The sequence below is a fragment of the Kribbella sp. NPDC050124 genome (assembly GCF_044460355.1).
Classification (GTDB): Bacteria; Actinomycetota; Actinomycetes; order Propionibacteriales; family Kribbellaceae; genus Kribbella.
Genome location: NZ_JBITJU010000001.1, coordinates 1007125 through 1028195, shown reverse-complemented (window position 1 = coordinate 1028195; position 21071 = coordinate 1007125). Strand labels below are relative to the sequence as shown.

Below are 21071 nucleotides of genomic sequence, written 5' to 3'. Positions count from 1 at the left end.
GAGGTAACCATGATCTCGAAGGAGACTTTCGTGTCGTCAACCGTCACCCAGGAGCGGCTCACCGGCCGCGCCTGGGCCGTTCTGTTCGTGCTCTGCGGCGCGATCTTCCTGGAAGGCATCGATGTCTCGATGATGGGCGTCGCGCTGCCGTCCATCCGGGCCGAGCTCGGCCTGGCCACCGGTGAACTGCAGTGGATCGTCAGCGCCTACGCGCTCGGCTACGGCGGATTCGTGCTGCTCGGCGGCCGCGCCGCGGATCTGCTCGGACGCCGCCGGATGTTCGTCGGCTGGCTGGGGGTGTTCCTGCTGTTCAGCGGACTCGGCGGATTCGCCACCGAGGGCTGGGTGCTGATCCTGGCCCGCTTCGTCACCGGCGTCGCCGCCGCCTTCATGACCCCGGCCGGCCTGTCCATCATCACCACGACATACCCCGAGGGACCGCAACGCACCAAAGCCCTGCTCGTGTACGCCGGTACCGCCGCCGGTGGATTCTCGTTGGGTATGGTTACCGGCGGCCTGCTCACCGCGATCGACTGGCGCTGGGTCTTCTTCGCACCGGTGATCGTCTCGGCGGCGATCCTGGCCGGGGCAATCGCGCTGCTCCCGCGGGACGCCCCGAACACCCAGCCCCGCCAGAGCTTCGACATCCCCGGGGCCCTCACCCTGACCGGCGCCATGTTGCTGGTGGTGGCAACCGTCGTACGGGCGCCGGACGTGTCGTCGGCGCAGACCCTGGCGACCGGTATCGGCGGCCTGGCTCTGCTGGCCGCCTTCGTGGCGATCGAGAAGCGCTGCGCCTCTCCGCTGATCCGGCTCGGACTGCTGCGGAACTCGGCACTGATCCGGGCCAACCTCGGCGCGATCTTGCTCGTGGGCTCGTTCGTCGGGTTCCAGTTCGTGGCTGTGCTGTACCTGCAGGAGCTGCTGCGCTGGTCCGAGCTGGAGACCGGGCTGGCGTTGATGGTGATCGGCATCGACTCGGTGCTCGCGCCGACGCTCACGCCCTGGTTGGTAGATCGCTTCGGCAATGGGCGGGTGGTGTTCGGCGGCTTCATCCTCGCGGCAGTCGCCTACGCGGCGTTCCTGCCACTGGGATCGAACTTTGCGGTCATGCTGCCGGCGTTCCTGCTGCTCGGGCTCGCCTTCGCGTTCGCCTACGGGCCGTTGACGATCGCGGCGACCGAGGGGGTGCCGGAGGACGAGCAGGGGCTGGCGAGCGGCGTACTCACGACGTCGTTCCAGTTCGGGGCGGCGTTCGGGCTGGCTGTCGTGGCCGCCGTACTGACCGCTGCAGACGAGCTCACGGTCGAGGGATTCCGCAACGGGCTGGTGGTTCCATTGGCGGCAGCCGTGCTCGGAATCATAGTTTCGATACCGGTGCGTAAACAGGTGAGCGCAAACGGTTAGCAGGACGTCATATATTTCGGTCCTGGTCGAAAGAGCAGCGCTGCCGAATCGTTATTTGCAAATTCCTGCAAACATTCTTGACAGAACAATTTCAGTGGTCCAGTCCAGTCCGCTGCACCCGCTCTGACCAGCAGGTTCGTAGGGTTCCCCTACTCTGCGTTAGGGCTCTGTAAAGGTCCCTTCGGAACTGTTCCGGAGGGACCTGCGGGTGTTGTGTTCTTTTCTCAGCGCCGGACAAAGCCGTCCGGGGCGCCGACCGAGACTGCCAAAGGAACGCTGATGACCGAGACGCTCGAGACCCCCGCCTCGCACCGCCGCGTGCGAGTCTGGTTCGGCGCTCACCCGATCGCGGACCACACCGCCACAGCGGACCAGGCAGCGCAGTACGAGGAAGCCATGCGGCGGCGGTTCGCCTCCCTCCGAGTGACGAGCGAGCCGGTGCTGGTGGACCACACCGCGGAGCCGGGACGATGACCACCCGGCCGACGGTGCTCGGGTACGTCCGGGCCGACGCGCTCAGTTGCGCGGAGGAGCTGGCCGCGGCGACGGATTCACTCGCCGCCTTCGCCAGCGCCGAGGGGTTCACCCTCGGCACCGTGTACACCGAGCGCGACGCGGCCGAGTCCGCAGCCTTCCACGCACTGCTCGAGGAGGTGAAGCGGACCGAGGTCCGCGCCGTCGTCGTACCGACGATGAACCACCTCGGCTCGGTCGGCACCCCGGCGGCCATGCGGCAACACCTCGAGTTCCACCAGGCGCAGGTCTGGTCGGTCGACTCGAGATAACTCCACACAGGCAAGCGGAGCTGACGTCTTGACCCCTGCATCGGCGTCGGTTCCGCTCTCCACCTCCACAGCTGCACCGAGGATGCTCGGGCGGTAGTGGACCAACCAAGGCCCCACCGGCTGCTACCGGTGGGGCCTTGCCGTTGGTCGGGTCAGGCGACGATCTTGTAGCCGTAGCGCGTCATCACCGCCGCGACCGCGGAGTTGAAGACGCCGGTGACCTCGAGCTTGAAGTGCAGCTGCACCTTGCGGATCACCCGCTGGAAGTGCAGATGCCACGGCACGCCCTTCGGCGGCACCGTCTCCGCCTGCGTGATCGCGCCGACCTTCGGGTGCGCCGCCCAGGCGATCACCCGGGCCCGGTCCGCGCCCCACTCGCCGGTCATCACGTCGTGCGTCCGCGCGTGCGCCATCGCGCCGAGCGAGATGGTCGAGTCGGGCACCGGCTGGGCCGGCGGGTGTGCCTTGAGGTAGAGCTCCCAGGTCATCCCGTAGTACCCGGCCGGGCCGTCGTCCTTGCCCCGGTTGGCCAGCCCGTTGCGCTTGCGGCGGTACTCCGCGACCTGGTGCGCCGCACCCCGGGACAGATCCTTGTCACCGACCGCGATCGCGTGCACGTGATACGGCCAGTTGCCCTGCGCCGGCGTCCGCAGCCAGGCCGCGAACCCGACCTGCCGGAGCGCCTTGACCACTGCCTGGCGCTGCGCCGCGCTCTTCGAGGCGACGTCGATGTCGACCGCGCCGCCGCCGTCGTGGGTGCCGGCCGACGCGGCCACGCCACCGGCGTTGTACGACCCCTGCAGGATCGCGAACTTCGACTTGTACAGCTTCTCCGCGGCCTCGACCATCGCCACGGTCCGCTTGTTCAGCTGCGTGCCTCGCCAGACGATCCTTGCCTCAGGCATCGGCCGGCTCCTCGGCCGGGAACGCCGCGAGGATCAGGTCCGCGTCCTCCGCGGCGCCGAGCGCCTCCAGTTCGTCCAGGTCGTCGTCGGTCAACTCGTCGTCGAACAGGTTCGACATGCCTCATCCTTCCCCCGGTCACGTCCCGTGGCCTCCCCCGGCCCCGGAATCGCCGTACAGCGTAGGCGGGCCCGGGGTCGCGGTAAACGTCCTTCTGGGCACCGAAGGTTCGATGAATGTGAAGATCCCGCGCAGATCCGCGTGCCGACAGGTATGATCCGCCCCGGTTGGGGTACCTGTAGGTCGTCCCGCGGTTCGGTCAGTGCCATTCGGGCATGGGTGGTGTTCACCGAGCCGCGAGTTCTCCCACTGAGGGGCGGGAGAACGACCGGCCCCGGCGGGCGTATCCCAGGGTGCGCCCGCCGAGTTCGGACCTTTTGTTCAGAGTGCGGACGTGTTCAGAGTGCGGACGCGACGAACAGGTACCGGTTCAGGCTGAAGAAGTAGCTGCTCCCGAGCGCCCGCAGGTCGTCGGCCCACGCGCGCGCCTCGTCCGCGGTGACCCCGGCCCGGCCGGACACGAACTCGGCGATGATGTCGATCAGGCCGGCGCTCAGCGTGCGCGCGTCGTACCCGGCGTTCAGCATCGGCACCACCTGCAGGTGAGTGAGCGTGAAACCGCTCTTCTGCAGTACGTCGCCCAGCGTGCGCGGCAGATGTGGATCGGCCAGGTGCTCCTCGAACGCGGTCAGCACCCGCTGCATCCGGGCGTCGTCACTCGACCGCCACACCACCGAGTCCCAGTCGGTGTCCAGCAGTACGACGCGACCCGCCGGCCGGAGCACTCGCCGTACCTCTTCCAATGCACCGGCTAGGTCGTCGACGTACTCGAAGACCTGGGTGGAGACGACCACGTCGAAGCTTTCCGGCGGGTACGGAATGTTCGTCGCGGACCCCGGCTCGAGCTCGATCCGCGGTCCGCCGGGCACCTCGGCCCGGGTCCGCGCGAGGTCCAGCATGCTGTCGCTGACATCGATCCCACAGATCCGCCCGTCCGGCCCGACCTCCGGAGCCATCTCCGCCGCGAGCAACCCGGGCCCGACCCCCACGTCCAGCACCCGATCCCCCGGCCGCAACGCCAGCGCCGCCCGAACCACCCGCCGCTGCTCCACCACATCCGGCGCGGTGTACACCACCTCCACCTGTCGCGAAATCCCCGGATCGAACTCCAACCCATCTCCGCCCATGCCCCACATCATGGTCCGCCGACCGCCGGGCGGACAGGGCTAATTGAGGGGCATACCGATCTGCCCCGGGCTAGCTTGGGGCAGATGATCGAGGTGCCTGAAGGGTTTGTCGGTATGCCGCGGTGGTGGAGGGAAGGGAAGGAGTGGCTGGCTGGGTTGCCGGGGGCGGTGGAGAGGCAGTCTGCGGCTTGGGGGGTGGCGGTGAGTGGGGAGGTTGCGTACGGGTCGAACGCGATCGTGGTGCCGGTGGGGGCGGACCGGGTGCTGCGGATGTCGCCGCCGGGGCGTGAGGTCGAGGAGTTGGCCGGGGCACTGCGGTGGTGGGACGGGCGGGGCATGGTCCTGCTGTACGACGCTGACGTCGAGGCCGGCGCGATGTTGCTGGAGCGGTTGTCGACGCCGTTGACGACCAGGCCGGTGGACGAGGCGGTCGCCGTACTCGGGCAGTTGATGCGCCGGCTGGCGGTGCCGGCGCCGGACGACGCGCCGCACACCACGGAGGTGGTGACCAGGCGGGCGGCGGAGTTGGAAGCCCAGTGGGAGCGGCATGGCCGGCCGTTCGACGTCGGCATCCTGCGCGAGGCGCTCTCCGTCGCGCCTCAGCTCGCCACGACCACGTCGAACGTTGCGGTCAACGGTGACCTGCACTCCGACCAGGTGCTCGCCGGGACGCGCGAGGAGTGGCTGACGGTCGATCCGGTCCTGATGCGCGGCGACATCACGTACGACCTCGCCCGGGTGCTGTGGACCCGCCTCGACGAGATGACCGACATCGCCGCGCATTTCGACATCGCCGTCCGCGAAGCCGCCCTAGACCGGGACCGTGCCCGCGACTGGGTCGTCTTCCGCGCGGTGGACTACTGGCTCTGGGGCCTCTCGGCCGGCCTCACCGAGGACCCCGTCCGCTGCGCCCGCCTGATCTCGACATTCTGACGTTCAGTGCGCGGGGGCGAAGTCGTGGAAGCCGATCACGCGCTGGATCCGGCCGTCGGGGGTCAGCAGCACGATGTCGGTGCCGCCGGCGACCGGCTCCTGACCCTCGGCCTTCAGGTGCCAGGTCCAGCGCAGGTAGTTGTGGTGCTCGTCGATCTCGCCGATCCGGACGAAGGCCAGACCCGGGAACATCTGCTGGACGCCGCCGACCAGCTTGTTCAGCTCGTCGTGGCCGGTGGCCTCGAAGCTCGGGTCGACGAACGTCCCGTCGGCGGCCCAGTTCGCCTCGATCAACGCGGCCCGGCGGTCGGCGTCGGCCTCGTTCCACATGGCGAAGTACTGGTCGGCCAGAGTGCTCATGGTGTGTCCTCCTGAGTCGGTATCTCCTGATGACCAGAACCCTGCCGCCGAACGCCGTACCCGGTCGATGACGCCGGAGGTAATGGCGGCGACCACCCCACCGGTTACGGTCGGAGCATGGCAGTGACGATCGAGGAGACGTTCCAGCGCCCAGTGGGCGAGCTGCTGCGCGGTTGGCGGGAGCGCCGCCGGCTGAGTCAGCTCGAGCTGGCGAACCGGGTCGAGGTGTCCACCCGGCACGTGAGCTTCGTCGAGACCGGGCGGTCGAAGCCGAGCCGCGAGATGGTGCTCCGGCTGGCCGAGCAACTCGACGTACCGCTGCGGGACCGCAACCAGCTGCTGCTGGCCGGTGGCTTCGCGCCGATCTTCAGCGAGGCGTCCCTGCACTCACCGTCGATGCTCGCGATCCGTACGACGCTGCGCCGCCTGCTGAAGGCGCACGAGCCGTACCCGGCGCTCGTGGTCGACCGCTGGTGGAACATCGTCGAGCACAACGCCGGGATCGCGATCTTCACCACCGACGTCGACGAGAAGTTGCTCAAGGCTCCGATCAACGCGCTCCGGCTCACCCTGCACCCGGACGGCATGGCCCGTCGGCTGACCAACGCGGCCGAGGTCCGCGCCGCCGCTCTCGCCAGCCTGCAGCGCCAGGTCTCCAGTACGGCGGATCCCGAGCTCCAGGACCTGTACGACGAGTTGCGCGGATACGCCGCCGGTGACCAGCCGGTCCACCCCGGGCCGGCCGAGGTCGTCGTACCGATGAATCTTCGGCACGAGGGGCACGAGTTGTCGCTGCTCACCACGATCGCGACGTTCGGCACGCCACTCGACGTCACCGTGTCGGAGCTGATGATCGAGTCGTTCTACCCGGCCGACGAGCCGACCGGCGACTTCCTGCGAGGGCTGGCATGACGCTGCCGCCGCCGGAAGAGCTCGGTGACACGATCGAGCTGCACCTCGGGTTCCTCGACTACTACCGCGGGGTGATCGAGGCCAAGCTGACCGGGATGACCGAAGCCGAGCTGAGGTCCAGCCGGCTGCCCTCGGGCTGGACGCCGCTGGAGCTTCTGAAGCACCTGGTGTTCATGGAGCGCCGCTGGCTGCGCTGGGGGTTCGCCGCCGAGCAGGTCGACGAGCCGTGGGGTGACTCCGGTACCGACCCGGAAGGCCGGTGGTCGGTCGGGCCCGACGAGACGTTGGCCGGGCTGCTCGCCCGGTTGCACGCGGGTGGCGAGTCCACCCGGCGCCTGATGACCGGAGTGGATCCCGCCACCCGTGCTGCGACCGGCGGCCGATTCGGCGAGGAACGGCCGACGGTGAACTGGATCCTCTTCCACGTGTTGCAGGAGTACGCGCGGCACGCCGGGCATCTCGACATCGTCCGCGAACTCGCGGATGGGGCCACCGGCGAGTAGGGACTCGCATTCGCCTACTCGCCGGTGACCACCCGGGGTGCCCTACCGGCTGGGTGAGGAGGGGTGGCCGGTGGGGAACGTGGACGGGAAGCTCGGGGTTTCCGTGGGGATGCTCGGCTTCGTGGTGGGGAAGGACGGCTTGGTCGTCGGGTACTTCGGCTGCGTGCCCGGGTCGACGGTGATCTTCACGCCGCCGGAGACCGTCACGGTCGGCAGAGCCGGCTTCGGCGCGGTCGGCTTGGTGCTCGGGGTCGGCAGCGAGGGCTTGCCCGGCAGCGTCGGCTTCGGCGCCGGCACGGACGGCTTCTCCGGCGGAACGCCTTGCACGCAGTCCGGCAGGGTCGGCGTCGCGACCGGCTTGCCCGGCACCGACGGCTTGGCTGACGGAAGCGAAGGCTTCTCACTCGGGACCGCCACCGACGGCAGCGACGGCTTGGTCGTCGGCACCGACGGCACAGGCGGCAGGGTCGGCTTGGACGGCAGGCTGGGCTTGCCGGTCGGGATCGACGGTGTGCCGGGCAGCGCCGGCGTCTTGGTCGGGATGGCCGGGATGCTCGGCTTGTCCGTGGGCTTCGACGGCAGGGACGGCGTGGCGTTCGGCGGCGTCGGCATGCCGCCCGGGATGCTCGGCGTACCAGGCAGGGACGGCTTCACCGACGGCAGGGTCGGCTTCGCCGGGACCGAGGGCTGCTGGTTCGGGTCGATCGTCTTGTGCACCGAGATGGTGACCTTCGGCAAGGCCGGCTTCGCCGGTAGGCAGGTCGGGTCGACCGACGGCGTCGGGGTCTCGGCCGGAACCACAGCCGGGACGGACGGCTTGCCGTCACCGGCCAGCAGGTTCTTCGCGGCGGTGGGACCGCCGACCGCGGCGGACACCGTGGCAACGGTTCCGGCCAAGGCGGTGACGCCCGCCGCGGCCAGTCCTCGGCGGAGCCAGGCCAGCCGCTTGCCGCGGCGCATCAGGTCGGCCGCGTTCGGCTGCCAGGGCTCCAGGTCGTACTCGAGAGCGCTGCGTACCCGCTGCTCGTCACTCATCAGTGTCCTCCAACTCCTGTTTCGATCAGGTCGGGTGCCAGCCGCAACTTGGCCAGGGCGCGGGATGCCGTGCTCTTCACGGTCCCGGCTGCCATGCCCAGCAGCTCGGCAGTCTCGGCCTCGGAGAGATCCTGCGAGTAGCGCAGCGCGACCACGGCTCTCTCCCGCACCGTCAGACCCGCGAGCGCCGAGAGCACGGCCTCCCTGGTCTGGACGTCGCCGGCGAAGTCCGCCACCGCTCGCTGGTCCCAGTCGTTGACCACCGGGTCGCTGGGAACCTCGTTGTTCCAGCGCCGCCGGGACTGGGAGAGGAACCGGTTGACCAGGACCCGGCGTACGTAGCGCAACGGGTCACCGTCCAGCCGGTGCCATTTCGGATAGGACCGCATCAACGCCTGCTGCACCAGGTCCTCGGCGGTGTGCCGATCGCCGCACAACATCTCCGCGAAGCGGAGCAAGGGGGTCGACTGTGCCAACACGAAGCGCTCGAAGTCGGCGTCCGCGGTCCGGGTCATCGAATCTCCTCTGCCTTTGTCACACCGGTCCAAACCCGCTGGGTGATCGATCAGGTTCTGTCCGTACACCAACTCCTTCGAAGAAATTTATTGACGGGCTGTACAGAGGCCAGGTTGATTTGTCACATTGGGTCGAGAAGCGCAGCAACACCTTCACCGCCCCGGAGGTAACCGCCCATGCGTATCACCCGATGTGTGCAGCTCACGGCCGGTCTGGCCGCGACGCTCGCGATCTTCACCGCCACCTTGCAAAGCACCGCCGCCAGCACCGCCGCCGGCACCGCCGACCCGGTCGCCGTCACGGCCCAGCCCGTGGCCGGATCCAGCAACGTGAAGGTCGAGGGCAGCCGGATCATCCTCGGCGACGCCCCGGCCGCCATCGGCTCCAGCGAGATCAAGCAGCGCAACGGTCTGGCCGAGCTCACTCCGGTCCGCTTCGACGCGGCCACGTCGGCCGTCGTCGTCGGCTACACGTCCGGCACGCCGGACGGTTCGTCGGCGGAGGTCGACGTACGGGCCTGGGTCAAGGACAAGTGGACCGAGTGGACCCCGGCGAAGGCGGGTACGCCGACCGCGTTGCCCGGCACCAGTGACCAGGTCCAACTGCGGATCATCGTCAGCGCACCACCGTCCGGCGGCAGCCCGTGGGTCGGCGACGTGACGGTCCAGCCGACCGACAAGGTCGACCCGAGCCGGATGACGATCCAGGCCGCGCCGCTGAAGTCCCGCGTCTTCGCCACCCGCGAAGGCCTGGTCGGTGGTACGACGGCCAACGGCCACGTGATCGTGAACCGCGACCACTTCGTCGCCCTGCCGTCGCGCCGCGGACTGTCCGCGAACGGCTCCGGCACCTACTCGGTCAAGGTCTGTACGGCGTCGCGGTGTGCCTTCGAGCCGGTGTGGGACGTCGGCCCGTGGAACACCAAGGACGACTACTGGAACCCGAGCGCCACCCGCGAGATGTGGAAGGACCTGCCGCAGGGCAAGCCCGAAGCACAGGCCGCGTACCAGGACGGCTACAACGGCGGGAAGGACCAGTTCGGCCGGACCGTCGCGAACCCGGCCGGCATCGATCTCGCGGACGGGACGTTCTGGGACGCGCTCGCGCTGTCGAACAACGCGTGGGTCGACGTGACCTACCTGTGGACCGGGGACGGCGGCCGTGGCACGGTGTCGATCTCGTCCGGCTACCTCAACGTGCGCAACGCGGCCAGCTCGTCCGGCGCGATCGTCGGGATGGCGGGCAAGTCCGCCCAGGTGACCGTCGAGTGCCAGACGACCGGTCAGAGCGTCACCGGCTCGCAGGGCACCAGCAACGTCTGGCTCCGGGTGCACCCGGGGATGTACGTCGCCAAGGCATGGGTGTCGGCTGGAACGTTCGGCGCTTGCTGAACGCCCACCACTCACCAACGTCGCCCAACAGCACGGTCGCACGCTCGCTGACCTGGTCAGCGAGCGTGCGACCGATGCTTGGTGAGTGGCAGAGGTCCACCTTCAGCAGCCGTGGCTGATCTGGGCGCAGGTGTCCTCGCCCCAGGTGAGGAGGAAGTTGCGGAGGGGCTGGCCGTTGGGGGCCCAGAGGATGACCTGGATCTGGGGGCCTTCGACTGATCCTTCCTTCCAGGGTGTCGCAGTCTGGTGCTGCATCACCCAGTAGGTGCCATTGATCACGGCCTGGGTGGTCTTGCCGTCGGGGAACGTGTAGGAGATCTTCGCGACGTTCGACGGCAGCTGGCCGGCGGCCCAGTAGTACTCGTACTGCTTGCCCTTGATCGAGATCAGGTTGTTCGCGACCGTGAACGCCTCGGCGTCACCGGGCGCGGGCTTGGCGATCTTCGTGGGCTGCCGGATCGAGCCCTCGCCGCTGCCGTTCCGGGCGAAGGCGGTGTCGCAGCCGGCCCAGTACTTGCTGTCGGCAAGGATCAGGACGGTGCCGGGGGCGCCGTTGACCTGGGCGACGACCTTGGCGTTGGCGCCGGGGACGGGTTCGCCACGATCGGTGGCGACCTGCTTCAGCCAGCTCTTGCAGGCGGCGACCGGATCGGCCGGCGGCGCTTGCTCGACCCGCTTCGTCGGAGCGGGCTTGGCGACACCAACAGAGCTGGGGATCTGGCTCGGCGTCGGCACGGCATTCGTGGGCTCTGGGGATGCGAGGTTGCTCGGGGTCGGGGACGGCGTCTCCAAGCCGGCTGGGCTCGGCGTGACGGCCGGGGTGTCCGGTCCGCCCGCGGCCGCGGTGTCTGTTGACGAGTCCCGGTTGCGCGCCACCGCCGTACCGGCGATTGCGACGCCGGCCACCGCGGCGACGGCGAGTCCGCTCACCAGCAGCCTGACCATCCGCCGTTTCCGGTTCTGTTCGATCATCGTTGCCCTCTCGTCCGGTCGGTTCGGGCTGAAGGACGCCCGAAGCGACCGGAAAGGTTCTGCCTCAGCAGCCGTGGCTGATCTGGGCGCAGGTCTGCGTCCCCCAGTTCAGCCGGACGTCGTTCAGTACGGCGCCGGTCGGCGACAGCAACTGCACCCGGACCCGATCGCCCAGATCGTGGGCGCCGGGCGGCAGCGTGGAGACGTGCCGCATCATCCAGAAACCGTTGCTGACCTTGGCATCCACGACCGCTCCGTCGACGAAGCTGTACCGCACGGTCGCGACGCCGGCGGGCAACATCCCCGCCGCCCAGAAGTAGTCCCGCTGGCCGGCCGCGGTCTCGATGACGTTGTTCGCGACCGCGAACGCGTCGTTGTCCTGCACGGCCGGCCTCTGCAGCTTGGCCGGCCGCCGGGCCGACGGGGTCGTCCGGAACGTGGTGTCGCACGCCATCCAGTAGTTGCTGTCAGCAACGACGATCAGGCTGTTGCCCAGTGTGCCGCGCTGCTTGGCGGCCGGCCCGGGCGCCGGCTCGCCGTTCGAGGCCACCAGGCAACTCGGCACCGTCGGCGGCGTCGGCGGACTGGTCGGCGGGTCGGACGCGGTCGGCCCCGGTGTCGTCACACCTGATCCGGACGTGATGGTCGCGCCGGGCGTCAGGTTCGACGGTGTCGGCGGCAAAGGTGTCGGGCGAGGGGTCGGCGTCGGCTCGGTCGACACGACCAGGGGTGGATCCGCGGGCTCGGGTGCGGTGCCGAGCGTCCAGTCGCTGGCCAAGAGGCCGCCGGCGGCGACCGCGAGCACCGCGACCGACGCGACGCCGGCCGTGGCCAGGCCGCGGACCTTCCGGCGGCGGCGTGCGCCCGCGATCACCCGAGCCGGGTCGAGCGGCGTGATCGTGTCGTCCGGTGCGAGGGCGGCCCGCAGGTCGTCCTCGGGGGTGACTCTCCGCTCGTCGTTCATGCTCGTTCTCCTACGTACCGGCCGCTCAGTTCCGGAGCCGTGCGCAACTTCTCCAGCGCCCGCGAGTTCGCGCTCTTCACCGTGCCGACCGCGACCCCGAGGACGGCCGCCGTCTCCTTCTCCGTCAGGTCCTCGACATACCGCAGTACGACGACCGCCCGCTCGCGCCGGGTCAGAGTCGCCAGGGCAGCACCGATCGCGACCCGGCGAGCCACTGCACCGGCCGGATCGGCGACCGACGCACCCAGGTATTGGTCGAGCTCCACCGCGTCGCCACTCGGCTGCTCGCGCCAGGGACGACGCCGTACCCAGGACAGGTGCTGGTTGACGACCGCCTGCCGGACGTAGCAGAACGGGTCGGCCATCTCGATCCGCTCCCAGCGCAGGTAGGCCTTCTCCAACGCCGTCTGGACCAGATCCTGCGCGAGTTCGGCGTCGCCGCAGAGCATCCGCGCGAAGTGCACCAACCGCGCGGACCTGGCCAGCACAAAGGCGGTGAAGTCGTCGTCACGACTCCCCGGACTCGCCATACCCTCTCCGTCCTGCAGCCCTCACACTCAGGACGCCGTACCAGGCCGAAAGGTTCTGCCGGATCAGCTAGCGGCGGCCGGAGCCGGCACGGGACGGGGCGGGGGTACGACGTCCGCGGCCAGGCGGACGCGGTTGCGGCCTGCGGCCTTGGCGGCGTACATCGCCCGGTCGGCGCGCAGCAGCAGGCCGTCGACGGTGATGCCGTCGGCCGGGTAGACGGCGACGCCGATCGAGACGGTGAGGTGGAAGGTGTCCGGGTCGAGGTCCGGGTCGTCGAGGACGCCGGCGCACATCGCGGCCAGCGGGCTCGCGGCGACCGCGTTGCGGAGCCGGTCCGCGGTCACGGTCGCGTCGTCGAGCCCGGTGTCCGGCAGCGCGATCACGAACTCCTCGCCGCCGAACCGGCCGATCACGTCCTTGGCCCGGATCGCGCTGCGCAGGATGGTCGCGACCGCGCGCAGCGCCTCGTCGCCGACCAGGTGACCGTGCCGGTCGTTGACCTGCTTGAAGTGGTCGATGTCGATCAGCAGGACCGCCATCGGTTCGCTCTGGTTTCGCGCGGTGCGCAGCAGCTCCTCGGTCCGCCGGCGCCACCAGTCGACGCGGGTCAGGCTCGTCTTCGGGTCGGTCTGCACCTCGGACTCGAGTTGCGTGAGCAGCAGCGCCCGCTGCGCGGTCAACGTGATCGGAATCGCCACGAACGCAAACCACGGGCTCACCAGGCAGGCCGCCGCCAGCAGGCACCCGAAGGTTGCGGCCGTCGCGTCGGTGCACAGGTCGTCCTTGCCGCCGAACGCCTCCCGCCAACTGCTGCCAGGGAGGATCAGCGAGATCGCCAGACCGCACAGCACGGTGTCGGTGACGACGTACGTCATCCCGGCCGCGACCATCGACAAGACCAGGCCCAGCCCGTCGCCGCCGATCAGGTCATGAGCCGCGGTGAACGCGGCGTGCGCGGCACCGACCGCGAGCACGTGCACCGCGGTCGAGAAGGCCCAGCGGTACGGGATGCACTTGCCGGCCCGGATCCGCCACCAGATCCGGAGCAGCACGGCGACCAGGATCGCCAGCGCGGGGTGGAGCACGATGGCGGCCGCGATCATCCAGGCCGGCGCCAGGTCCTTGTGCAGCGCGCCGCCCCGGCGGCGCCGGTTCTCCACCCGGCGCGCGCCCTCGACCGAGATCAGCGCCGAGACGGTCAGCGCGAAGACCACGTCGAGACCGCGCCAACTCGGCAGACCGGTGAAGGCCTGCACGGCATACCCGACGGCGGCGAGGTCGACGAGTACGACAACAGCGAACGCCGGGACCGTCAGGGTCCACAGCGCCCATTGCCGCATCGCTCGCCTACTCTGCGCAACCATCACGTGACACCGTACGACGAGTCGGCGTCAGGTCCCAATCGGCGGCGGCGCGCTGTGGATGACGATGTGGAAACGATGGACACTCGTTGAGAATTCAGTCGTTTGATCACGAATCAAACGACTGGAATCCCTTGCAGAACAGGTAAATCCTCAGCGCCGCCGGCGCGCCGCCCCGAACAGACCGCGGACGATTTCGCGGCCGGCCGAGCGGGCGAACTGCTTGAAGGCGGACGAGCCGATGACCTGCTCCACCATCGACTTCTCCTCCTTCTGGGCCCGCGGCCTCGGCTCCGGCTTGGCCTGCTCCTGCGCCTGCTTCTCGGCCTCCGCCGCCTCGGCGCCGGCCTGGACCTTGGCCGCGAGCTTCTCGTACGCCGACTCGCGGTCGATCACCTCGGTGTACTTGGCGTTGTTCGCCGACGCCTGCACCGAGGCGGTCAGCTGCTCGGCGGTCGCCGGCGCCATCAGCGACTGCGGCGCCCGCAACCGGGTCCAGGCGACCGGCGTCGGCGCGCCCTTCTCGTTCATCACCGTCACGATCGCCTCGCCGATCCCGAGCTGGGTCAGCACTTCCGCCAGGTCGTACAACGAGCTCGGGAACGTCGACACCGTCGCCTTCAGCGCCTTCGCGTCGTTCGGCGTGTGCGCCCGCAACTGGTGCTGCACCCGGGAACCGAGCTGCGCGAGCACCTCGTCCGGCACGTCCTTCGGCGTCTGGGTGACGAAGAAGACGCCGACACCCTTCGACCGGATCAGCCGGACGGTCTGCGCGATCGACTCCAGGAACGCCTTCGACGCGTCGTTGAACAGCAGGTGCGCCTCGTCGAAGAAGAACACCAGCTTCGGCTTGTCCACGTCGCCGACCTCGGGCAGGTCGTCGAACAGGTCGGCCAGCAGCCACATCAGGAAGGTGGAGAACAGCGCCGGACGGTCCTGCAGGTTCGGCAGCTCGAGCAGCGAGATGACGCCCTTCCCGTCGCGTTCCCGCATCAGGTCGGCGGTGTCGAACTCGGGCTCGCCGAAGAACGCCTCGGCGCCCTGGTCGGCGAATCCGATCAGCGCCCGCAGGATCACCCCGGCGGTCGCCGCGGACAGCCCGCCGAGCTCCTTCAGGTCCGCCTTGCCCTCGTCGCTGGTCAGGTGCGTGATGACCGCGCGCAGGTCCTTCAGGTCGAGCAGGGTCAGGCCCTGCTTGTCGGCGTAGTGGAAGATCAGGCCGAGCGAGGACTCCTGGACATCGTTGAGCCCGAGCACCTTGGACAGCAGCACCGGACCGAACGACGTGATGGTCGCGCGGATCGGGATGCCGGTGCCCTGGCCGCCGAGCGCGTAGAACTCGGTCGGGAACCCGGTCGCCGTCCACTCCTGACCGATCGTCTTGGTCCGGGCCAGCAGCTTCTCGCTCTCCTGGCCGGGCTGCGAGATGCCCGAAAGGTCGCCCTTGATGTCGGCGGCAAAGACTGAGACCCCCGCGGCGGACAACTGCTCGGCCATCAACTGCAGAGTCTTCGTCTTCCCGGTACCCGTCGCGCCCGCGACCAGCCCATGCCGGTTCACCATCGACAGCGGGATCCGGACCGCCGCCTCCGGCTTGGGTTCGTCCCCGGCCAGCAGCGCGCCCAGCTCGATCGCGGCCCCTTCGAACGCGTAGCCCTGCTTGACGGTCTCCACGACGTCGGCTGTCTCGGCCATGTCAGCGTGCCTTTCCCCGGTTGACGAAGTACCCGCTGCGCATGCTAGTGCCCTCAGACGTGGTCGCGAGAGTTATCCACACCTGAGGGCACAGCAGGACGTCAGCGCATCACCACGACGCGGACGGACGTGGCCGTGAACGACCAGATCGTCGCCGCCATCGAGGCCGATACCCGGATGCAGCCGTGGGAGGCCTTGTAGTTCGTGCCCAGCAGGTAGTCGGCGTGGATCTGCCGGCCAGTCGACTTGTACGTCGGGATCTGGTGGAACCCGATGCCGCACGGGGCGAACCGGACGAAGTAGTTCAGGTACAGCGACCCGCCGTCGGTATTCTGCCGGATCCGGCCCGCCCGGCCGCACTTCGGGCCGGTGGTGTACGTCCCGGCCCTCAGGTACAGCGGGTTGTCGATCATGCCGCCCTGCCGGACGACCTTGCCGCTGGCATCGATCAGCCAGACCCAGTTCTGCGACTGGCTGATGACGAGCCGGCGACCGCTCCCGGACAGGGCCGGCACCGGCCGGACGTCACACCGCTTGGCCGTGCTCGCCATCAGCCGGGAGTACGTCGTCCCACTCAAGTAGCCCGTCTGCGTGAGCCTGTTCGCGGACTGGAAGCGGACCGTGGCGGCCTTGGTCATCATGCCGACAATGCCGTCGACCGGTCCGGCGGTACAGCCGAGCCGGTTCAGCCGGGTCTGTGCGGCTTTCGTCTGGGTCACGGTCAGCGCGTCGGCCGGCAGCGCCGTACCGGCGGCGACGAGCGCGATCGTGGCGGCCGCGACTCCGAGTTTGGAAAGAATTCGCATGCGTTTACTCCCCAATCCGTGGGTCGCGCGGACACGCCCCACCTGTCCCTGCCCCTTGTGACGCTGATCGTGCCCAAAAGGTTGAGTCGCCAGTCCGGACTGTTCCGGTGACATTCACGACCTCTCGCAAGACCTGTACCCCCGCTAGACTTCGAGGGGTGATCTTCAAGCGCGTCGGGGAGGAACGGCCGTACCCGGACCACGGGCTCAAGCCGAAAGACTGGTCGTCGCTGCCGCCACGGCAGGTGCGGCTGGACGAGCTCGTCACGACGAAAGGCACCCTCGACCTGAACGCGCTGCTCGACGAGGACTCCACCTTCTACGGCGACCTGTTCGCCCACGTGGTCGAGTGGAAAGGTGAGATGTTCCTCGAGGACGGGCTGCACCGTGCCCTCCGGGCCGCGCTGCAGCAGCGTTCGGTACTACACGCCAGGGTCCTGGTCGTGGACTGAACCATGGCTGCTCACGGGGGGTTGAGCCAATGACCGCGATCCATCCGCAACCGCGGCCGCACTCACGGATCCACTGGCGGACGCCGATCACGATGGTGATCCTGCTCGCGGTGCTGGTCGGCGGCGCCTGGTGGGGCTGGAACTCGCTGATCAACAGCAGCGCCGAGCCGACCTGCGTCGAGCAGAAGCTGCCGAACAACCGGCTGGTGCCGAAACAGGTCGTGGTGAACGTCTACAACGGCGGCGCCAAGGCGGGTACGGCGGCCTCGGTCGCCGAGGTGCTGCGGAAGCGCGGGTTCCACGTGGCCAAGATCGCGAACGAGCCGAAGGGCGACAAGATCGACGTCGTCGCCATCCGCGGCGCGGCCGACGACTCCCCCGAGCTGCTCCTACTGGCCGGCCAGCTCCGGCAGACGGCCCTGATCATCGGCGACGGCCGCACCGACCACACCGTCGACCTGGTCGTCGGCGCCGGTTACACCGCCCTCAAACCCAAGGGCCTACCCTCGGTCACCGTCGCCCCGGACTCCACCGTCTGCCTCCCGGTCATCCACACCCCGCAGCCGATCCCGTCGGGCCAGAACCCCAACTGACCTCAGCGGGGTTCGCGGCCGCGTTCGCCGAACCAGCCGGCCAGACGGCCGGCGCGGGAGACTGCGCGGAGCCGCCGTACGGCCTGGTCCCGGAGCGGGCTGGGCGCGACGACGAGGAGTGAGTCCCCGGCCCGGAGCACCGTCCGCAGGTCGGGGACGAAGGCGCGGTCGCCGCGGATGACCAGGGAGACCGAGACCCCGCCCGGCAGCCGCAGTTCGCCGATCTCGACACCGGCGAGGCGGGACTCGCTCGGCACGTGCACCTGGAGCATGTCGGCGCCGAGCGACTCCAGCGGCGCCACGTCGATGTCCACCTCGTACGACGCGTTCTCGTCGAGCACCTTGAGCCGCTTGGCCACCCACGGCAGGGACGGGCCCTGGAGCAGCGTGAACAGCAGCACCAGCACGAAGACCACGTCGAACACCCGGTCGGCGTGCGGCACCCCCTCGGCCAGTGGAATGGTCGCCAGGACGATCGGGACGGCCCCGCGCAGCCCCGCCCAGGCGATGAACGCCTGATCGTTCCACGGCAGCCGGAACGGCACCGCCGACAGGGCGACCGAGGCGAACCGCGCGACCACCGTCACCGTGACCCCGATCACCAGCGCGACCACGACGTCGTCCCACCCGATCCGGTCGGGCGACGCCAGCAGCCCGAGCATCACGAACAGCCCGATCTGGGCCAGCCAGGCGATCCCGTCCACGAACGACCGGGTCGCCATCCGGTGCGGCAACTCGGCCCGCCCGAGGATCAGCGAGGTCACGTAGACGGAGGCGAACCCCGACACGTGCAGCAGTACGGAGCCACCGGCGTACGAGATGATCGCCACCGACAGGACGGCCAGCGGGTACAGACCGGCCGAGCCCAGCGCGACCCGGCGGATCGAGGCGACGCCGAGCCAGCCGATCACGAACCCGAATAGGGCGCCGACCACGAGCTCGTAGATCACCAGGCCGGAGAAGTACACGAGCCCCTTCTCGCCGACCTCGCCGGTGCTGACCAGGGTGACCAGGAGCACGGTCGGAGCATCGTTCAGCCCGGACTCGGCTTCCAGGGCACCCCGCAACCGCGGTTTGATCGGGACTCTGCGCAGTACCGAGAAGACCGCTGCCGCGTCGGTCGGTGACGTGACCGCTCCGATCAGTACGGCGGTCTGCCAGTCCAGCCCGAGGACGTAGTGCGCGACACAGGCGACGACCCCCACGCTGACCGCGACCCCAAGCGTCGCCAGTACGACGCCCAGCGGCATCACCGGCCGTACTTCGTTCCACCGGGTGGTCAGACCGCCCTCGGTCAGGATCACCACCAGCGCGGCGAACCCGAGAGCGTGCGCGAGCTGGGCGTCCTCGAAGTGGATCCCGCCCGGCCCCGACTCGCCGAGCAGCAGCCCCATCAGCAGGTAGATGAGCAGCGACGGAAGCCCGAACCGCCCGGTCAGCCGGATCGCGACGATCGCGACCAGCAACACCGCCGCCCCGGCGAGCAAAATCCGGTCCAGCTCCGAAACGTCCACGTTGGGGCCTTCCCGCTCAGGTCCCGAGAGACGAAAACCCTGACGCATCACACAGCATCAGGGTCTTCGGCCTTGCTCCACCCTAAAGGGTGGTTGGCGGTGGCGGAGGGATTTGAACCCTCGGACGGGGGTTGCCCGTCACGCGCTTTCGAGGCGCGCTCCTTCGGCCGCTCGGACACGCCACCGCCGGTGACCTTATCAAGGTCTGTGCCCGATAAAGAAATCGCGCAGCCGCGCACCCGCCTCGTCGGCCATCACCCCGCCGATCACCTCCGGCCGGTGGTTCAGCCGGCGGTCCCGGACGACGTCCCACAGCGACCCCACCGCGCCCGCCTTCTCGTCGTACGCCGCGAAGATCAGCCGGTCCAGCCGGGACAGCACGATCGCACCCGCGCACATCGTGCAGGGCTCCAGCGTCACCACCAGAGTGCAGCCGGTCAGCCGCCACTCGCCGATGTGCCGGGCGGCCTCCCGGATGGCCACCACCTCGGCATGCGCGGTCGGGTCGCCGGTGGTCTCGCGCTCGTTGTGACCGCGGCCGATCACCTCGCCGTCGGCGTCGACCACGATCGCCCCGATCGGTACGTCGGGCAGCGCCTTCTCGCCTTCCGCCAGCGCGAGCGTCATCAGCCGCGCCCACTCGCGCTGCACCGCCGGGCTAACCAATGGCTTCGATCGCCTCGTGGAACTGGTTGCCGAACCCAAGTGTCTCGGCGATCTCCTCGAGCATCTCCTCCGGGTAGAGGTCGACGTCGTCGCACAACGCGCCCAGGTCCATCGCGCTCATCCCGAGGTCGGCGATGATCGCGAGGTCACCGGCCGGGACCTGCTCGTCGTCGTCATCGGCCAGCGGGATGTCGAGCTCGTCGACCACCTGCCGGGCCAGCGGCCACTCGGTCGCCGCGGTGACGTCGGAGATCAGCAGCCGGGCCCGGCCACCGATCACCCGGAGCAGGACGAAGAAGTCCTCGTCGACCGAGATCATCCCCAGCACGCCGGCCTCGCCCGGGTAGCGCCGGAGCGCAGACACCAGCGTGGACAGGTCGGCTTCACCGCGTAGCACCAGCGGTGTGACGGTCCAGACCCCGTCCTCGGTGTAGGCGGCTACCGCGAAGTCGAGGTCGGTGGTCATCGGCCCTGCCGTGGCATCAGACACCGGTTCATCGTCGCAGAGAAGCGCCCCGCACGGGAGGTTTTCGGGTTTCGACGCGGTATCAGATACTCACTCCCACCCCACCGCCCCGGTCATCAGTAGACCTGACGATCAGTGATGGTACGTCGCTCTGCGCATAGCTTCCCGAAGCTGCCTGACCCGGGCTCGCCGCGGTGCGATCCGGTCCCTCAGCGCCTTCGCCTCGTCCAGCTCACGCAGGAAGGCCGCACGCCGGCGCAGGCGGTCGAGCTGTTCGGGCGACTTACCGGCGCTCTCGGTCATCGGCGTACTCCCTGTTGGGGCGAGCAGGGCGGATCCGGTGCACTTTTCAGTCTGACAGCGAGCGAGCTTTCCCGCCGCGAATCGCCGACGGTAGCGTTCCGGCCATGCAGATCCTCGTCGTGGACCACCCGCTCGTCGCCCACAAGCTCACCGCGTTGCGGGACGAGCGCACGGACTCGCCCACCTTCCGGCGGCTGACCGAGGAGCTCGTCACGCTGCTCGCCTACGAGGCGACCCGGGACGTCCGCACCGGGCCGGTCTCGGTCCAGACCCCGGTCGCCGAGGCGGAGGGCGTCAAGCTGACCTCGCCGAAGCCGCTCGTGGTCCCGATCCTGCGCGCCGGCCTGGGCATGCTGGAGGGGATGAGCCGGCTGCTGCCGACCGCGGAGGTCGGGTTCCTCGGGATGATCCGCAACGAGGAGACGCTGACCGCGTCGACGTACGCCGAGCGGCTGCCGGAGGACCTGTCCGGACGCCAGTGCTATGTGCTCGACCCGATGCTGGCGACCGGTGGCACGCTCGCCGCGGCGATCCAGTTCCTGGTGGACCGCGGCGCCGACCACATCACCGCGATCTGCCTGCTCGCCGCGCCCGAGGGCGTCGAGCGGATCGAGCGTGAGCTGGCCGAGCTCGCCGTACCGTGCAACCTCGTCATCGCCGGCATGGACTCGCACCTCAACGACAAGGGCTACATCGTCCCTGGGCTCGGCGACGCCGGCGACCGCCTCTACGGCGTTGCGCAGTAAGAGGAAGTTG

General features: G+C 69.4%; 26 protein-coding genes and 1 tRNA gene. 10 read left to right on the top strand and 17 right to left on the bottom strand.

Annotated elements, in window-relative coordinates; translation table 11 throughout:
- Window positions 1-30 precede the first annotated feature (30 nt).
- The 3 genes from ACIBL3_RS05185 to ACIBL3_RS05175 all read left to right on the top strand — a co-directional run bounded on the left by ACIBL3_RS05185 (window position 31) and on the right by ACIBL3_RS05175 (window position 2192).
- Complete coding sequence (locus ACIBL3_RS05185) at window positions 31-1407, top strand: MFS transporter (RefSeq protein ID WP_396351890.1); 1377 nt, start codon at window positions 31-33, stop codon at window positions 1405-1407.
- Between the two features lie 279 nt (window positions 1408-1686).
- Complete coding sequence (locus ACIBL3_RS05180; RefSeq protein WP_396351889.1) at window positions 1687-1881, top strand: hypothetical protein; 195 nt, start codon at window positions 1687-1689, stop codon at window positions 1879-1881.
- Window positions 1878-2192 (top strand): hypothetical protein, encoded by a 315-nt coding sequence (locus ACIBL3_RS05175; RefSeq protein WP_396351888.1) that lies wholly within the window; start codon window positions 1878-1880, stop codon window positions 2190-2192. The genes ACIBL3_RS05180 and ACIBL3_RS05175 overlap by 4 nt, the downstream gene beginning before the upstream one ends.
- A gap of 152 nt (window positions 2193-2344) precedes the next feature.
- On the opposite strand, the gene ACIBL3_RS05170 is transcribed toward ACIBL3_RS05175, so the two are convergent.
- The 3 genes from ACIBL3_RS05170 to ACIBL3_RS05160 form a co-directional block, all read right to left on the bottom strand.
- Complete coding sequence (locus tag ACIBL3_RS05170) at window positions 2345-3097, bottom strand: hypothetical protein (RefSeq protein WP_396351887.1); 753 nt, start codon at window positions 3095-3097, stop codon at window positions 2345-2347.
- Window positions 3090-3215 (bottom strand): hypothetical protein, encoded by a 126-nt coding sequence (locus ACIBL3_RS05165; RefSeq protein ID WP_396351886.1) that lies wholly within the window; start codon window positions 3213-3215, stop codon window positions 3090-3092. Before ACIBL3_RS05165 ends, ACIBL3_RS05170 begins: the two co-directional genes overlap by 8 nt.
- Window positions 3216-3553: 338 nt before the next feature.
- Complete coding sequence (locus ACIBL3_RS05160) at window positions 3554-4342, bottom strand: methyltransferase domain-containing protein (RefSeq protein WP_396351885.1); 789 nt, start codon at window positions 4340-4342, stop codon at window positions 3554-3556.
- Window positions 4343-4543: 201 nt separating this feature from the next.
- Here ACIBL3_RS05160 and ACIBL3_RS05155 point away from each other — a divergent pair, with 201 nt between their 5' ends.
- The gene (locus ACIBL3_RS05155) at window positions 4544-5275 is read left to right on the top strand and encodes an aminoglycoside phosphotransferase family protein (protein WP_396351884.1); all 732 of its coding nucleotides are present in this window, start codon (window positions 4544-4546) and stop codon (window positions 5273-5275) included.
- A 3-nt stretch (window positions 5276-5278) separates the two neighbouring features.
- Here ACIBL3_RS05155 and ACIBL3_RS05150 read toward each other — a convergent pair whose 3' ends face one another.
- Window positions 5279-5635 (bottom strand): nuclear transport factor 2 family protein, encoded by a 357-nt coding sequence (locus ACIBL3_RS05150; RefSeq protein ID WP_396351883.1) that lies wholly within the window; start codon window positions 5633-5635, stop codon window positions 5279-5281.
- Between the two features lie 117 nt (window positions 5636-5752).
- On the opposite strand from ACIBL3_RS05150, the gene ACIBL3_RS05145 reads away from it, so the two are divergent.
- Together ACIBL3_RS05145 and ACIBL3_RS05140 are read left to right on the top strand one after the other, a co-directional pair.
- The gene (locus ACIBL3_RS05145; protein WP_396351882.1) at window positions 5753-6547 is read left to right on the top strand and encodes a helix-turn-helix domain-containing protein; all 795 of its coding nucleotides are present in this window, start codon (window positions 5753-5755) and stop codon (window positions 6545-6547) included.
- On the top strand, window positions 6544-7050 hold the full coding sequence (locus ACIBL3_RS05140) for a DinB family protein (protein WP_396351881.1): 507 nt from the start codon (window positions 6544-6546) through the stop codon (window positions 7048-7050). Before ACIBL3_RS05145 ends, ACIBL3_RS05140 begins: the two co-directional genes overlap by 4 nt.
- Before the next feature lie 42 nt (window positions 7051-7092).
- Here the strand turns inward: ACIBL3_RS05140 and ACIBL3_RS05135 are convergent, their stop codons facing one another.
- Together ACIBL3_RS05135 and ACIBL3_RS05130 are read right to left on the bottom strand one after the other, a co-directional pair.
- A complete protein-coding gene (locus ACIBL3_RS05135; protein ID WP_396351880.1) occupies window positions 7093-8085 on the bottom strand; it encodes a hypothetical protein in 993 nt (330 codons plus the stop codon).
- Complete coding sequence (locus ACIBL3_RS05130; RefSeq protein ID WP_396351879.1) at window positions 8085-8600, bottom strand: SigE family RNA polymerase sigma factor; 516 nt, start codon at window positions 8598-8600, stop codon at window positions 8085-8087. The genes ACIBL3_RS05135 and ACIBL3_RS05130 overlap by 1 nt, the downstream gene beginning before the upstream one ends.
- A gap of 177 nt (window positions 8601-8777) precedes the next feature.
- Between ACIBL3_RS05130 and ACIBL3_RS05125 the strand changes: the two genes are divergently transcribed.
- The gene (locus ACIBL3_RS05125) at window positions 8778-9992 is read left to right on the top strand and encodes a hypothetical protein (protein ID WP_396351878.1); all 1215 of its coding nucleotides are present in this window, start codon (window positions 8778-8780) and stop codon (window positions 9990-9992) included.
- A gap of 102 nt (window positions 9993-10094) precedes the next feature.
- Here ACIBL3_RS05125 and ACIBL3_RS05120 read toward each other — a convergent pair whose 3' ends face one another.
- From ACIBL3_RS05120 to ACIBL3_RS05095, 6 genes are all read right to left on the bottom strand, one after another.
- Window positions 10095-10964, bottom strand: a complete 870-nt coding sequence (locus ACIBL3_RS05120; protein WP_396351877.1) for a hypothetical protein — start codon at window positions 10962-10964, stop codon at window positions 10095-10097.
- A 64-nt stretch (window positions 10965-11028) separates the two neighbouring features.
- Window positions 11029-11928, bottom strand: coding sequence for a hypothetical protein (locus ACIBL3_RS05115; protein ID WP_396351876.1), 900 nt, complete (start codon window positions 11926-11928; stop codon window positions 11029-11031).
- Complete coding sequence (locus ACIBL3_RS05110; protein ID WP_396351875.1) at window positions 11925-12458, bottom strand: SigE family RNA polymerase sigma factor; 534 nt, start codon at window positions 12456-12458, stop codon at window positions 11925-11927. The genes ACIBL3_RS05115 and ACIBL3_RS05110 overlap by 4 nt, the downstream gene beginning before the upstream one ends.
- 63 nt (window positions 12459-12521) lie before the next feature.
- Window positions 12522-13823: a diguanylate cyclase gene (locus ACIBL3_RS05105; RefSeq protein WP_396351874.1), complete on the bottom strand. Its 1302-nt coding sequence runs from the start codon at window positions 13821-13823 to the stop codon at window positions 12522-12524.
- A 150-nt stretch (window positions 13824-13973) separates the two neighbouring features.
- A complete protein-coding gene (locus ACIBL3_RS05100; RefSeq protein ID WP_396351873.1) occupies window positions 13974-15515 on the bottom strand; it encodes a helicase HerA-like domain-containing protein in 1542 nt (513 codons plus the stop codon).
- 101 nt (window positions 15516-15616) lie between these two features.
- A complete protein-coding gene (locus ACIBL3_RS05095) occupies window positions 15617-16321 on the bottom strand; it encodes a peptidoglycan-binding protein (RefSeq protein WP_396351872.1) in 705 nt (234 codons plus the stop codon).
- 158 nt (window positions 16322-16479) lie between these two features.
- Here ACIBL3_RS05095 and ACIBL3_RS05090 point away from each other — a divergent pair, with 158 nt between their 5' ends.
- Complete coding sequence (locus ACIBL3_RS05090) at window positions 16480-16773, top strand: type II toxin-antitoxin system VapB family antitoxin (protein ID WP_132149481.1); 294 nt, start codon at window positions 16480-16482, stop codon at window positions 16771-16773.
- A gap of 29 nt (window positions 16774-16802) precedes the next feature.
- Complete coding sequence (locus ACIBL3_RS05085) at window positions 16803-17366, top strand: LytR C-terminal domain-containing protein (RefSeq protein ID WP_396351871.1); 564 nt, start codon at window positions 16803-16805, stop codon at window positions 17364-17366.
- Between the two features lie 2 nt (window positions 17367-17368).
- On the opposite strand, the gene ACIBL3_RS05080 is transcribed toward ACIBL3_RS05085, so the two are convergent.
- From ACIBL3_RS05080 to ACIBL3_RS05060, 5 genes are all read right to left on the bottom strand, one after another.
- Complete coding sequence (locus tag ACIBL3_RS05080; protein ID WP_396351870.1) at window positions 17369-18880, bottom strand: potassium/proton antiporter; 1512 nt, start codon at window positions 18878-18880, stop codon at window positions 17369-17371.
- 94 nt (window positions 18881-18974) lie between these two features.
- Window positions 18975-19065, bottom strand: a tRNA-Ser gene (locus tag ACIBL3_RS05075).
- A gap of 13 nt (window positions 19066-19078) precedes the next feature.
- Window positions 19079-19507: a nucleoside deaminase gene (locus tag ACIBL3_RS05070; RefSeq protein ID WP_396352305.1), complete on the bottom strand. Its 429-nt coding sequence runs from the start codon at window positions 19505-19507 to the stop codon at window positions 19079-19081.
- 31 nt (window positions 19508-19538) lie between these two features.
- Entirely contained in the window at window positions 19539-20036 is a 498-nt protein-coding gene (locus ACIBL3_RS05065; protein ID WP_396351869.1) for a tRNA adenosine deaminase-associated protein, read from the bottom strand.
- A 108-nt stretch (window positions 20037-20144) separates the two neighbouring features.
- Complete coding sequence (locus ACIBL3_RS05060; protein WP_396351868.1) at window positions 20145-20315, bottom strand: hypothetical protein; 171 nt, start codon at window positions 20313-20315, stop codon at window positions 20145-20147.
- Window positions 20316-20419: 104 nt separating this feature from the next.
- Between ACIBL3_RS05060 and upp the strand changes: the two genes are divergently transcribed.
- Window positions 20420-21061, top strand: coding sequence for a uracil phosphoribosyltransferase (gene upp, locus ACIBL3_RS05055; RefSeq protein WP_396351867.1), 642 nt, complete (start codon window positions 20420-20422; stop codon window positions 21059-21061).
- The last annotated feature ends 10 nt before the right edge of the window (window positions 21062-21071 follow it).